At 37.8% G+C, this 14,120-nt stretch carries 13 protein-coding genes and 1 riboswitch; of the genes, 9 read left to right on the top strand and 4 right to left on the bottom strand.

Going from position 1 to position 14,120, the window contains the following annotated elements; all coding sequences use genetic code 11:
- Positions 1-139: 139 nt before the first annotated feature.
- Positions 140-643: a MerR family transcriptional regulator gene (locus ACIQYG_RS26090; protein WP_402844298.1), complete on the top strand. Its 504-nt coding sequence runs from the start codon at positions 140-142 to the stop codon at positions 641-643.
- A gap of 150 nt (positions 644-793) precedes the next feature.
- Here the strand turns inward: ACIQYG_RS26090 and ACIQYG_RS26085 are convergent, their stop codons facing one another.
- The 3 genes from ACIQYG_RS26085 to ACIQYG_RS26075 all read right to left on the bottom strand — a co-directional run bounded on the left by ACIQYG_RS26085 (position 794) and on the right by ACIQYG_RS26075 (position 3,747).
- Positions 794-1,417: a hypothetical protein gene (locus ACIQYG_RS26085; protein WP_402844296.1), complete on the bottom strand. Its 624-nt coding sequence runs from the start codon at positions 1,415-1,417 to the stop codon at positions 794-796.
- A 471-nt stretch (positions 1,418-1,888) separates the two neighbouring features.
- Positions 1,889-2,524, bottom strand: coding sequence for a hypothetical protein (locus ACIQYG_RS26080; RefSeq protein WP_402844293.1), 636 nt, complete (start codon positions 2,522-2,524; stop codon positions 1,889-1,891).
- A 794-nt stretch (positions 2,525-3,318) separates the two neighbouring features.
- Positions 3,319-3,747, bottom strand: a complete 429-nt coding sequence (locus ACIQYG_RS26075) for a hypothetical protein (RefSeq protein WP_402844291.1) — start codon at positions 3,745-3,747, stop codon at positions 3,319-3,321.
- Between the two features lie 589 nt (positions 3,748-4,336).
- Positions 4,337-4,480, top strand: a riboswitch (cyclic di-AMP (ydaO/yuaA leader).
- Between the two features lie 153 nt (positions 4,481-4,633).
- Between ACIQYG_RS26075 and ACIQYG_RS26070 the strand changes: the two genes are divergently transcribed.
- The 5 genes from ACIQYG_RS26070 (at position 4,634) to ACIQYG_RS26050 (ending at position 10,968) form a co-directional block, all read left to right on the top strand.
- The gene (locus tag ACIQYG_RS26070; protein WP_402844289.1) at positions 4,634-6,460 is read left to right on the top strand and encodes an APC family permease; all 1,827 of its coding nucleotides are present in this window, start codon (positions 4,634-4,636) and stop codon (positions 6,458-6,460) included.
- Positions 6,461-6,660: 200 nt separating this feature from the next.
- Positions 6,661-7,953 (top strand): IS110 family RNA-guided transposase, encoded by a 1,293-nt coding sequence (locus ACIQYG_RS26065; protein WP_402844287.1) that lies wholly within the window; start codon positions 6,661-6,663, stop codon positions 7,951-7,953.
- Positions 7,954-8,741: 788 nt separating this feature from the next.
- Positions 8,742-9,986: a serine hydrolase domain-containing protein gene (locus ACIQYG_RS26060; protein WP_402844285.1), complete on the top strand. Its 1,245-nt coding sequence runs from the start codon at positions 8,742-8,744 to the stop codon at positions 9,984-9,986.
- A gap of 560 nt (positions 9,987-10,546) precedes the next feature.
- Entirely contained in the window at positions 10,547-10,714 is a 168-nt protein-coding gene (locus ACIQYG_RS26055; RefSeq protein WP_402844283.1) for a hypothetical protein, read from the top strand.
- An 83-nt stretch (positions 10,715-10,797) separates the two neighbouring features.
- Positions 10,798-10,968: a hypothetical protein gene (locus tag ACIQYG_RS26050; protein WP_402844280.1), complete on the top strand. Its 171-nt coding sequence runs from the start codon at positions 10,798-10,800 to the stop codon at positions 10,966-10,968.
- A gap of 216 nt (positions 10,969-11,184) precedes the next feature.
- Here the strand turns inward: ACIQYG_RS26050 and ACIQYG_RS26045 are convergent, their stop codons facing one another.
- Complete coding sequence (locus tag ACIQYG_RS26045) at positions 11,185-11,502, bottom strand: ribosomal-processing cysteine protease Prp (RefSeq protein WP_402844277.1); 318 nt, start codon at positions 11,500-11,502, stop codon at positions 11,185-11,187.
- A 426-nt stretch (positions 11,503-11,928) separates the two neighbouring features.
- Here ACIQYG_RS26045 and ACIQYG_RS26040 point away from each other — a divergent pair, with 426 nt between their 5' ends.
- The 3 genes from ACIQYG_RS26040 (at position 11,929) to ACIQYG_RS26030 (ending at position 13,948) form a co-directional block, all read left to right on the top strand.
- Entirely contained in the window at positions 11,929-12,669 is a 741-nt protein-coding gene (locus ACIQYG_RS26040) for an MBL fold metallo-hydrolase (RefSeq protein ID WP_268589987.1), read from the top strand.
- Positions 12,670-12,833: 164 nt separating this feature from the next.
- Entirely contained in the window at positions 12,834-13,028 is a 195-nt protein-coding gene (locus ACIQYG_RS26035) for a hypothetical protein (protein ID WP_402844274.1), read from the top strand.
- A gap of 131 nt (positions 13,029-13,159) precedes the next feature.
- Positions 13,160-13,948, top strand: a complete 789-nt coding sequence (locus tag ACIQYG_RS26030) for an alpha/beta fold hydrolase (RefSeq protein WP_402844271.1) — start codon at positions 13,160-13,162, stop codon at positions 13,946-13,948.
- Positions 13,949-14,120 lie beyond the last annotated feature (172 nt).

Below are 14,120 nucleotides of genomic sequence, written 5' to 3'. Positions count from 1 at the left end.
AATAACGAAATAGTACATTTACCCCCATCAAAAAAATGAGAATATGGAGGGTTTATTTTAGCATGGCTTTTTTACTATTGTGTTTTCATACAAAAAAGTAAAAAAAGTCGATTCCGTAATAGAGAGGACGTGACGCAGTATGAACGAATTCGGTATTTTTTCTAAAGAAGTTGCAACAAGTCTTGATATACCAACTTCGAATCTAAGAAAATGGTCGTTATTATTGGAGGAATCCGGATACGTATTTGAACGGAATGAAAAGAATCAAAGGATTTATTATAATCGTGATGTGAACGCGTTATCGCAAATGAAAATTTTCATGGAGAAAAATCGCAATATTGAAGACGCGGTAAAAGTAGTAATCAAAAGGGTTCAAGACAAAAAAAGCGCCGATGAGACGCTAAGCGTTATTCGAGATAGCGATAGTGAAATCACGCTAGAAAAGAGTGATTTGAAAGAGATAATGCAAATGGCTATCAAAACGGCCTTGGTGGAACAAAAGAATGAATTCACATCGCTTTTTAAAGAATATCAGCAAATGGCTGCTGTTGCTCAAGAAGAAAAAAAGCTTCCTGATTCAAACGATAATTGGGTGGCAAGAATGAAGTTGGAACACAAATTCCGAGGTAAAACCAAAAATTAACAGTTACTCCATTACTAAGATCCAGCCCGATTGATATCCACCTATTCATACAGTCTGGTCTAATGCCAGTTATTATATTTGCTCACTCCTTGTCATTCTTGATAAAAGTTGACAATATATTCTACTTTGCATTAGTTTAAGCCATCATCATTAGCTGACACGCTGGCCGTCCCATTTCCCCCCTGTTGATGATTCCCCGGAACCATAAGTTCCTTTAAATGAACGAAGAAAACTATCGAAATAAAACTCAAATCCTCCTGTTCTGCCAGGCTCAAACCACTTGCCTATTAATTGCCATCCAGATTTATAAACAAGAGATCCTTCGATTCTCCCGGTTGCTGAATAGGGGCCGGTATATTTTCGAGGATCTACAGCGTTTTTAGTTAGTACAAGTCTACCCCATGTTGTATCCCAATTACCTTCAATATTTGGTAAAGGAGGGCTACAACTAATATCCATATTAAGATTATCTGAAACATATAGCCAACCTGTTACCAATTTGGGATTAGCACCAATCGTAGTAGGCCAAAACCAAAAATCTCCTCCTTTTTTAGGATGCATGTGAACCCATCTATTCAAACATCCGGTTGACAGCTGCTGCTGCGATATACATTCAGAAGGATTATGGTCATCAAGCCAAATAGTACCTCCTAACCACCTATCTAACAAATAATCATCTTGAGTAGGGTTAAACGAAAAATTTGCGTTTGGATCATTTCCAGAATAAACTGGATTCCATTTATACATACATTGCTCTCTAATGCCATAAATCATAATTAAGCACTCCCTTTTTAATAATTGTTGCTAAAATATAATAATAAATACATTTACGTCGAATGCCATATATCATATTTTTTTCCCTCTTTCTTAAAAATGATTAACAATAAAATTCTATTCAGCATTAGGCTACGTTATCACTATATGCTCGGAGGACCATCATGTGTAATAACAATAAAGTCATTAGAAAATTTGTTATTCAAGGTGCATTCTTATGTGAGTAATGGTCTCTCTTCTCATCACAAAGTTGTTTAACTTTTACGTTGTCACCAAGACTGTTGACGCTTATTTAAGAAAACAAGAGAGCACATCATTGATGTGCTCTCTTGTGCTGGTAAATATAAATTTCAACCTATCCGACCCGTCTACTCTAATAATTTCAGTATTTTCTCCTGTTTCATCTTATTTATCATGACCTCGATTATATTCTGAGAAATTACATTCAATGTATAAATTGTCGCTGAAATTTTAAGCGGCCCGAACACCATTCCACACGTTTCCAGGTATTGGTTCTTCTGCACCTCTGCCAAACATTCCTGTAAAATTATTTGAGGTATCAAATGTGAAAAGAATTTTCCCTTCCCTTATACCTTCATACCATTTACCTGTCAATTCCCATTTGGCTTTTGCCTGGTTGAATACAAGATTGCCCTCAACTCTTCCATTTTGATAGGATCCGGTAACATTCTGGCCGGTTTGAGTAAATACGAGCCTTCCGTAATCAGTATCCCAGTTTCCAGTTATATTAAATGTGGATGGCGCTGCCTCACACTGAAGATTCATATTATTTGTGATGTTGAGCCAACCTAATATCAATTTAGGATTATGAGCTTCAACCTTCGTCGGCCAAAACAAAAAATCTCCTCCACCAACTGGAAACATATAAACCCATTTATCCTGACATCCTATTATAAGTTGTTGCTGCTGTGTTATACATTCAGTAGTATTATATTCAGCGGTGTAAATATATCCATTTAAAAATCTATCCTTTAAATATCCAGCATTGACGGGAAGAAACGAAAAAGTTGAAGTCGTTTGATTTGCAAGATCCAACCTGATTGTTGTCCACTTATTCATACAGTTTTGTGGAATGTTATATATCATATCTGTTCATACCCCTTTCTTTTATAGGTTATGAGTCTAATTGTTAAATGTTCAGTAGTTGAAAAGGAAAGAACAGACTTTTCAGATAAGTAGTAATTATCCATAAAGGTGTACTACCGATAATCCCCGTTATGGTAACAAAAAAGAGGTTGGGCGTCTTTTAGGTACCCAACCTCTTTAATTACCTAATTGTAATTATGTATAATAGGCAGACAAAGAAATGTGCTTTTCTTATTCCGCAATCGGGCGCGATTCTTTAATAAGTTTGGCTTTTCTTAATGAACTCCCATGAAAATTTAAAAAAGCTCAAAATCCAGAAAAAACCACAACAAAATAGACCCAGTAAAAACGCTTTTTAAAAAAAGGCTGAGCCTTATGAGTGATCTGATTGAGTTTGGTAAGGCGTTAAACAAAACCTCCAATCATTGCAAATTAAGTGAAGGCTAGCGCGACGACCAAAAAAGGATTAATCTCCCATGAGTGCTACCCATAAAGGGCGCGACAGTCGGTGGTACACCGTGGTCGTCGGAGTCAGACTAACGGATGGGCTCAAAGGCACCATAGTTCAACGACCTTCTTCGCCAGCCATTAAAACATTATCGACATAGAGAACAATTTTCATTCTCTGTGGTGAAGCGCTGATTTTTGCGCTTCATGGATGGCTAACGGGTGCGTTAGTTTAACAAGGAGTATAAAAAAAGCCTGTATCAATGATTACTCGGTAATCTAAGATACAGGCTTTATATTTAGGTAACTAATTGTTCTTATATATATTGTAAGAATATGGGCTTTTTTTAATGGAAAGATACTTTAGCAAACGTTGGAACAACGTTATTTTCTTTTGCTAACTGACTTACAATTTTGTCAATATTTTTTATTGTTTCAACCTGACTTTCTCCAGGTTTTTTCTGAACTACTAATTCAACTAGTTGATAATTCACATCAACCTCACCTGTGTGAGTATATCTTTTATAACCATGTTCTTTTAACTTTTGATCAACTTTATTAAAAAAATCAGCGTTTACTAACTGTTCCATAACCTTATCCTGTTCTCTTGATAATTCTGTGTTTTTTATATTCAGCGTTTCTCCTTCTTTTAGGTTAACGATTTTATCTTTTGGATCCATTTCCTTCGCTTGTACTAAGCCCTCAGAATTAAGTAAAACAAAACCTGCCAAAGAACTAACTAACATTAGTTTTAATGTGTGTACACGATTTGTCATATAATTTCTCCTTTAGTTTCAATTTTATTTATTATTTGCATAAATACATATACGTCGATGACTTTGGTGCTGGTATAGCCCCACATAGTCCATAAAAAGGAGTTTTAGCATTCACCAAGAATACTTCAAGAAAGGGGTGACGTTATGAAAGACGATATAAACCAATCTGAAAAAGCATACTGGACCAAGGAAGTCGGGGACATTTTAAGGTTTTTGTTGAGAATTTGCTATATATAGATACTTCGATTGCTCAGCTTTGCAATCGTTTCAGTTCATCCTCTCCCTCTAAATTGAAGAAAAAAATACAGCCAAGTGTTATTTTGGCTTTACTTCAATAAGGAAGTTGCTTCGTCAGCTCTTTTTGTTATGGAGCTAACGGGGCAGGTTAGTTGTAGAAGAAATAGGAATAGAGAAGCCCCTTTTCAAAATTTTATGAAGACGGCCCTTACGCGATAGTCCTTAAAAATCTCTTTCTAAAGCATGAATAATATCTTCATTTCTAACCTAACCGTTTTCCTGAGTATTAATTTTTTTTGCATAAAATCCATTTACAATTGCTGATCATAGGAGTATTATAATCAAAGTTTCAATTTCTAAATCGCTGAAACCATTAGGTACGGGGGAACCATTTTTGTGGGTTGTTACTATACCCAAGGGGTGAATCCTTTAAAGGTAGGGCTACTCAAGGTCCGAATCCGACAGCTAACCTCGTAAGCGTTAAATGAGAAGGAAGGTGGAGCTTGTGACACACGAAAAGTGATGTGCCTACAGGTCTATTCTGTAGGCACTTTTTTGTATTCATGTAAAATTTTATTGCTCTTTTGAGTCAATACTGTATGTACGGATATAAATTAACTCATAAAAACTATTAGGGTGGTTTGGAATAATGATTTCACTTATAAAAAGGATGTTAATTGGGCGACCTCTGAAATCCAATGAATTAGGAGAACAGAGATTAAACAAAAAGAAAGCATTAGCAATCCTTTCTTCTGATGCTCTATCATCAGTGGCATATGGTCCCGAACAAATTTTGATAGTATTGATTACGTTAAGTGCAGCAGCATTTTGGTATTCAATTCCTATCGCAGTTGGTGTATTAATTCTTTTAACAGCTCTCATATTGTCTTATAGACAAATCATTTTTGCTTATCCTCATGGCGGTGGAGCGTATGTGGTTTCAAAGAGCAATTTAGGTGTAAATCCAGGCTTAATAGCTGGAGGTTCCCTATTGGTAGACTACATACTAACTGTTGCTGTAAGTGTGTCTGCTGGGACTGATGCTTTAACATCTGCCTTCCCCACTTTACACAACTTTAATGTGGAAATTGCCATTATATTTGTCATTTTTATTACAATTTTGAATTTAAGAGGAGTAACGGAGTCTGCTTCAATATTAGCCTACCCCGTTTACTTATTCGTTTTAGCGTTGTTAATATTAATTGGTGTAGGTATTTATAATATTCTAACTGGAGGAGTTTCGCCTGAATTGCACACCCCAATAGGTACACCTGTGGCGGGAATCAGTTTGTTTATTCTTTTAAGGGCGTTTGCTTCAGGAAGTTCCGCCTTAACAGGGGTTGAAGCCATATCGAATGCCATTCCTAACTTTAAAGACCCAGCACCTAATAATGCTGCTAAAACATTAATGGCGATGGGAGCCTTGCTTGCCGTACTGTTTTCAGGAATTGTATTTTTAGCCTATTATTATGGTATTTCTCCTAGTGGAGAGGTAACCGTTGTTTCCCAAATTGCCGAAGAAACTTTCGGCCGGAATTTCATGTACTTCTTTATACAAGGAACTACAGCATTGATTTTAATCCTTGCTGCGAACACTGGTTATTCTGCTTTTCCATTGTTGGCAGTAAATCTTGCAAAGGATAAGTTTATTCCAAGGGCGTTTCTAATGAGAGGAGACCGATTAGGATATTCTAATGGGATTATCATACTTGGAATTGCTTCGATCATTTTAATCCTTGCTTTCCATGCAGAAACGGAGCATCTTATCCCACTTTACGCAGTTGGTGTATTTGTTCCATTTACTTTATCTCAATCGGGCATGATGGTTAAATGGTTACGAGAGAAGCCGCATGGGTGGGTACCAAAATTCATTATTAATACTACGGGCGCCGTTATTAGCTTAACCGTCACATTAATATTCTTTTTAACAAAATTCTCACAGGTTTGGTCAATCTTAATTTTTCTACCTATCATTGTCTTTATCTTTCATAGAATTAGAAAGCATTATGAAGCTGTTGGAGACCAACTTAGGCTTACAACTTGTGAACCATCTGCGACCATTGACGGTAATGTTATGATAGTGCCTGTTGCTGGCATGACTCATGTTGTAGAGAATACCTTAAATTATGCTAAATCGCTTTCTCCACAACAAATTATTGCAGTGTATGTTGCATTTGAAAGAGATGACGAGAAGAAATTTGAAGAAAAATGGAAGAGATGGCAACCTGATGTAAGACTGGTGACACTGCACTCTCATTACAGAAGTATCATCAACCCACTTACAAAATTTGTTGATACTGTAGAGAATAAAGCAAGGGAAGGGAATTATCGGGTAACTGTAGTTATTCCACAATTTATTCCCAAAAAAGGCTGGCACAATATTCTTCACAATCAATCAAGTTTTCTTATTCGGGCCTTCTTACTGTTTCGAAGAGACGTGGTAGTAACAACTGTACCTTATCATTTGAAAAAATAAGGAATTGAATTAATGTACTTCTTAATGCTATAGGTAATTATCAGAGCTGTTATGCAGCTCTTTTTCTTATGGAGCTAAAGGGGAAGCATTCCTGTAATAACTGAAAATGAGGTTTGAACGAAAAAAGACCTCTTGATAAGATGAATGTGTCCTGAGCTGGCCAGCTAAAAAGGACAATACATCTATTTGGAGGTCTCACAATGAATTATAACCAAAATCATAAAATCTCTCAAATTACTTCTGAAACCTTAATTGTCGGAGTAGGTATAGCCAAGCACAATCATGTCGCGAGAGCACAAGATTTTAGATTGGAACTAGGTAAAACGTGTTTCTTTGAAAATACGAAAGCAGGATTTCATTCGTTTCTAAATTGGATTACCCAACTTGTTAAAGGGTGTAAGTTAAATCAAGTGATTGTAGGGATGGAGCCAACCGGTCACTACTGGTTAAATCTAGCTCATCTTCTAAAAGAGAATAATATTAAGTTCGTATCAGTCAATCCACTACATGTTAAACGAAGTAAAGAATTAGACGATAATTCACCTACAAAGAATGACGTGAAAGATGCAAAAGTCATCGCACAGTTAGTCAAAGACGGAAGATACGCCGAACCAACAATTCCACGTGGAATTTATGCAGAACTCCGAGTGGCCAAAAAACTTCGCGATCTTCTCAACGTTGACTTACAGGTCGTTCAGGGTCAAGTTCATAACTGGCTTGATCGTTACTTTCCCGAATTTTTGACGGTGTTCAAAAGTTGGGAAGGCAAGGCAGCTATTCATTTTCTAAAGCTAGAAGCTTTGCCACATGAACTTGTAAAGTATACGGATGAAGAGCTCTTACTTTCCCTAAGACAAGTGGTAAAACGCAGTATAGGCTTAAAGAAAATACGAGCACTTAAAGAAGCAGCCAATCGTTCGATTGGTATTCGTCAAGGGGCAGCTATGGCGAAATTAGAGTTGAGAGCTTTACTAGAGAAGTATGATTTTATTCAAATGAAATTCGAAGAAATAGATCATCAATTAGATCAGTTATTAGACCATATCCCAGGTGTCACACAGATGTTAGAAGTGTTAGGAATCGGTCGAGATACAGTAGCAGGGTTTTTTGCAGAGGTCGGAGACCTCAGAGACTATCAACATCCTCGCCAAATCGTAAAATTAGCAGGTTTAAGTTTAAAAGAAAACACATCCGGAAAGCACAAAGGTCAGACCAAGATTACCAAACGGGGACGAAAGAAATTGAGGGCACTCTTATTCCGGGCAGCCATGATACTGGTGGCAAAGAACAAGGCTTTTAAAGCTCTTCATATATATTACACAACACGTTCCCACAATCCCTTAAAGAAAATGCAATCTCTGATAGCCTTGTGTAACAAGCTTATTCGAATTCTGTTTTCAATCGGTAAAAAACAATTTACGTTTCAAGAAGACAAGATGTTAAAGGATATCCCTCATATGGCAACATTTGTAGCACATCAAACAGTCGCATAGTTCATCGGATTTTTATGGTTACACGGTTATTTAATTAACACTCATTAAAAGTGAAGCACGGATTAGTCGGCAAAGCAACTAACGTGAGGACTTAGATCCTGTGGGGCAGCATGACCGACATCCACCTCATGGAAAGGTTGAACGAAGGAATGTAGGAACATCGACTCTGTGAGACATGGGAGGGTTGACCTCCATGAGACATGTGGATATCCTAAAGTGCGATCATAACATTGCTTAAACCAATTTTTTCCTATAATTGGCTAGTTTAGCATGCACTTTTTTCGGTAAATCCCTATTCTTGAGGCGTAATGCCAAGCTTACATAGATAACGGTTAATGATATGACTATGAAATCCTAAGAATTCTAGAGCAATCGTGAGATTGTGTTTAGTTTATTGAGGGAGGATAGTTGAAGAAGGAATTTGTATTTACTTCTAGAATATACATAATTAGGTAATGTGAAGGTGGGATCTTAAATGGATAAGGGCAGTATTTTCGCTGCTCGGCTCCAATGGGGCGGGCAAGACAACAGTTGTCAAAGAAGATTACTTACGAAATAATGGTGACTTTGAATTTGATGAAACCGAGAATAAACGTACGATGAACATAGGGCTCTATGCTAAGTGCAGGACATTTCTCGATTCTGATCACCCAGAACAGGATGTGAGTCATCTTTTGATTGCCAATATTCAGGCTCTTTGATGCATCGAACACGCTTTCAAGCATTGATAACAAAAGAGAATTTGTAGAACAATAGGGCTGATAAAAAAGTAAAGAGAGGGAAACCAAATGAAAAAGATTACAACGGGACAAAGCAACACTGGCTTATCCGAAACAGGGCTACGCAGAATGCGCGACGTGCTGGCACGGCATGTCGAGTCCGGGAAGATTCCTGGGCTCGTCGCCCTGGTCAGCCGGTACGGTGAGACGCACGTCGAAGCGATCGGCACGATGCGCCATGACGGTGGCGCGCCGATGCGCCGGGACACGATCTTCCGGTTGGCGTCCACTTCCAAGCCGCTCGCGGTCGCGTCGGTGATGATCCTGCTCGACGAGTGCAAGCTGCATCTGGACGACCCAGTAGATACGTGGCTGCCCGAACTCGCCGACCGGCAGGTGCTGAAACGGGCCGACGGCCCGCTGGACGACACCGTGCCGGCACGGCGGCCGATCACCGTACGGGACTTGTTGACCTCCACGTTCGGGCTCGGAGTGGATATTACGTTGATGGACTCCCCGATCCAGAACGCGATCTTCGAGAGTGGGATATACGACACGCCAGGGGCGGAGTTGCCCGAGCCGGATGAGTGGATGCGTCGCCTGGGCACACTCCCGCTGAGCTACCAGCCCGGAGAGCGGTGGCAATACCACGTCAGCAACGAAGTGCTCGGCGTGCTCGTCGCCAGAGTCACGAGTCAGACGTTCGAGAAGTTCCTGCGCGAACGCATCCTTGATCCGCTGGGGATGAAGGACACTGGTTTCTACGTGCCCGCCAACAAGATTGACCGGCTGCCGCCCGCCTTCAACCCCGATCCGCAGACCGGAGAGTTCATCGTGTGGGACGAGGCCGCAGGCGGACGCTACAGCCGACCTCCAGCGTTCCAAGCAGGCGGCGGTGGGCTGCTCTCAACCGTTGACGACTATCACGCGTATTTACGGATGCTGCTGAACCAAGGGATGCACGGGACTGAACGGATCCTGTCCCGGCCCGCCGTCCAGCTGATGACCACCAACCGCCTCACGCCCGAGCAACAAGCCGCCCGAGACGCCCTGGCCAAAAACAACGTCCATTTGTCGCACGGGCAAGGGCAGCACGGCGGCTGGGGCTTCGGGATGGCGGTGCGCACCTACCGTGGTGACTACGCGTCCATCGGCCAGTTCGGCTGGGACGGTGGAACCGGCACCACGACGTACGCCGACCCGGACAAACAGCTCACCGGAATCCTGTTCACCCAGGTCGGGATGTCCACCCCGGATTCAGCGCGGCTTATCCACGACTTCTGGACCATGGTCTACCAGGCAATCGAAGACTGACACCGAGCCCGCGCTTGGTACGCCCGCCCTCAACCCACGACACCCTACGGTCAGTTCCCTGGCGGCCGATTGGAAGCGAAAGTTGCCTTTAAAACATGCTCTTTCTATTTATTCATTTATCAAGGTTTCTTGGATTAATTTGATCAAACTTTGTTTCAAATCTACATTAGTTAAGAAGGTTAGACCTAAATTTTGTTTTACCTTTATAAAACAAAAAAGCCCCTCTCGATTATGAGAAGGGCCTTTTAAGTTGGAATAGTGGAGTAGCTGGGTAATATTATTGTCTTCCAACCAAATACATTTTATACCAATTTAATAAATAAAACCTCTCTATAAAAGAGGGATTACCACTAAACCCCATTTCTTTGTAAATTGTTTGCATCCATTTTGGAATAATAAAAGGAAAATCAGCTTATGTTGGAGGGTTCTTGGTTGCTACTGGAACCATCATGCTGTGGCTTTGAAGTCACGATGTTTGTAAAAAAGATTAGTTGAAGAACGAAAATGGTTTTTTATGGTAAAATAAACTTAAGTTATTTTCATTAAGGGGTCTAGTTGCAATGAAATTAGATGATAAAAAGAAAAAGGTACAAATGAAATACAGAGAGGAAATAGGGGAAAAGAAAGAAGTTGGAAATCACAGTAAAAAAATGCTTATTATTGTTACTACAATTATTATTATTCTAGTGGCATACTGGGCAAACTCCGCTCTTTTTAAAGTCTTTTAATTTTTTTTTTTGCTGATTCTGGTGACATACTGAGGACGATTTATTTCAACCTGAAATCCCTAGATAAATTAGGAGTTGTTTATATGTTTGATGTTGCATTGTTATTTATTATTGCTTTTGCTGGAGGAATTATTGCTATTATAGGTTTCTTCGTTATATTAGCTCGAAGGATTTCAGAACCGAAGAAAGCACTTCAACAAAGAATAGGTAATCTCGAAGAAGAGGTTTGGAAATTAAAAAATCAAAAAAAATAATTTAGCTAACAGGTGCTCTAGTTCATTAAGGATCACAAAAAAATGATCAATCTTTTTTATAACAGAATAATCCAATTAAATAGTATAAGGGCATGTTTTGATTAAATTAAAACATGCCCTTTATTTACTTGTTCTACCTTCTGTTTTAGCAAACAAAGCACATAGTAGTTTCAACAAAGGTCCTGCCGCCATACCATCCAGAGGATGCATGTGATTTTATTTTGTTAATACTTGAATGTTGTTTGGGTAATTTTGTTCTAAGTCTTTTAAATTATAGAGCATAGAGGTCAATAAGATTCTAGCTTCATCCTTTTTCATTATGCTTTTTGGTAGGAGTACCTGGATATACCCATCGTCTTGTTCAATTTTTATTTCTTTCTTACACATTCTTATAATTGAATTAATAGTTCCTATGGTTAAAATTGAAACACTAGAACATACAATATCCTCACCATACTGAGCGTACTCAGCGTGCCCTTCTACTGTGAACCCTTTAATGTTTGAACCATCATATAAAATTTCTACGGCTATCAACTTATACAACTCCTTGTTATAAGAGATTTATGTTAAAAAATCCCTTTCGCGCATTTCTATTTTATATCAATATGGCAGTAATAGTAATGAAAAGTTAAATTTATAGGAGTTGTATCTTTTTTTTACTTTTTCCCGATAATCCGTTTATGTTAACTAACTTTGTATAAAATGTACTTGGTTGTAGTTTTAAAATAAAGTTTAATCGGTTATAAAAATGATAAACCGAAATAATCCCTGATTTTGGTTTTCCTTAATGAACTAAAGGGGCAGGATAGTTCTATAGTGCAACAAATAAAAATATTGACAAAAAATATTTTATGTGTTATGATTAAATATTTGTTATTGAAACCTTCTTGGTTAATTGGTAAATTAAACTAAACAGTTATTTAGATATGCAATTAATTAATAATTTTGGAGGGGAATTTAATGAGAATAGCTAATGGAGTTGAAATGCTTGAGTTAGAAGCTGAAGCGTTTGGAGGGAAGGCAGTCATACACCCGACGCTTCTCTGGGATGATAAAGAAGCTATTTTGATAGATACAGGAATGCCAGGACAATATAAACAAATAATCTCAGCAATGGATAGAATAGGTTTATCATTAGATAAATTAAAAGCAGTTATATTAACACATCAAGATATTGACCATATTGGAAGTGTGCCAGAAATCATAAAGGCAACTAAAGGAAGTATTGAAATATTCGCTCATGAACTTGATAAGCCATACATAGAAGGGGAAATTTCTCTTATTAAAACGAACCCTAAAAGTATGGCTAAGATTTTGGACTCTCTTCCAGAGGACCAATCAAGAATAATGCTTGAACTTTGTAAAAATCCTCCAAAAGCTAAAATTGATACAACTTTATCGGACGGTCAAGAACTACCCTATTTCGGAGGGATAAAAGTTCTATTTACTCCTGGACATACCCCTGGACATATTAGCCTTTATTTGAAAAAAAGTAGAGTTCTTGTTGCTGCTGATGCAATGATTTGTATAGATGGGAATCTAAGAGGACCCGTTGAGCAAACAACACTCGATATGGACACTGCGATTTCTTCTTTAGATAAATTTTTAAGATACGATATTGAATCTGTAATTTGCTACCACGGGGGAGTATGTAATAATAAGGTGCATACCCAACTTGAAAATATCATTAAAAACTTATAGAACTATCAGGAGCGAGATTCTTCATTAAGAAGGATCGCTTTTTTTACGCAACTATCGGGGCAGAATAGTTCAAGAAGCGTAGTGTAGTCGAACTGTCCACCACTGGGAAAAATATTTAAATTTGTGTTATGATTTACACATACTTTTATTTGGGTGGGACTATTATGATTTTTTTAAAACATTATAAAGCTGGACTTGGTTTTCTTCCGAGTTTTATTTTCTCTCTGATAGCTATCTTTCTTGCTGTTTTTGATAATGAGCTTTGGATTTTAGCTATTATAACTAGTGTCATTCTTCAGTTATTTGGAATTAAGATTGCAAGGAATTATTATAATCAGCCTAAGAATGCTATTAAATAGAATAGGCTTATTAGATAGAGTAATTATTCTCTATCTTTTTTAATGCACAGTTTGTGTCAACTCTACAATAGGTCTTATGCAACTAAGGAAGCAGGTTAATTTAATAAGAATCGAAAAAAGTGGGTGGGTAAATGCCTTATTTAAAAGTTAAAGATGATATAGATATATTTTATGAGTGTTATGGTGAAGGAGAGCCATTGGTGTTTGTACATGGATTAGGGGCTTCATCCTCAATGTATAAGCCACAAATAGAATACTTTCAACAACACTTCAAAGTTATTTCACTTGATTTAAGAGGTAATGGGAACTCTGGTTTTTTAGAATGTAATGTGGAAAGTGTTTTAGATAAACAAGCAGAAGATATTAAAGAACTTTTACTTTTTTTGGAAATTTCTTCAGCGACATTTATTGGAGTTTCATATGGTGGGGTTTTAATTCAAAAGGTAGCCATTGCATCCCCAGATATTGTTAAGGCACTCGTTATAGTCGATAGTTTCTGTGATACCTCAATTGATTCCCTTCAAAAATTATTAGCAATGGTAGGAGCCAATCAAACATGGATTTTACATATGCCTAAAAAGTGGTTAGCAAAATTAACAAAATCCTCATATAAAAGATGGTCCATTGCTTGCAAAGAGATGGAAAGCATTATACTTAACATGAGGACATATGAAACAAAAATCCAAAGAAAAGCAATAAATAGAATTAGATTTAATGATCAGTTATTAAAGGTTAATATTCCTACACTTTGTTTAGTAGGTGACTATACTAAATTGGGTAAAAAAATGATGGAACGGGTATCTCGTTGCATTCAAAATTCGGAGTTGAAGGTAATCGAAAATTCTTTTGACCCTAGTAATCTTTGTCAGCCAAAGGTTTTTAATAAGACAGTTCATAAATTTATATCTAATTTACTATAGATATTTATTCAACTAAACGGCACGATTCTTTAATAAGAATCGCTTCTCTTAATGAACTAACTGGTGCGTTAGTTGCTTAAGGAACACAAAAATGATCAATCTTTTTTATAAAAGAATAATCCAATTAAATAGTATAAGGGCATGTTTTGATTAATCTTTTTTCAAAACATGC

It is taken from the genome of Peribacillus sp. NPDC096622, from assembly GCF_044762665.1.
GTDB classification, from domain to species: Bacteria; Bacillota; Bacilli; order Bacillales; family DSM-1321; genus Peribacillus; species Peribacillus frigoritolerans_B.
The sequence above is the reverse complement of the archived record's forward strand: the minus strand, read 5'-3'. Positions and strand labels throughout refer to the sequence as shown.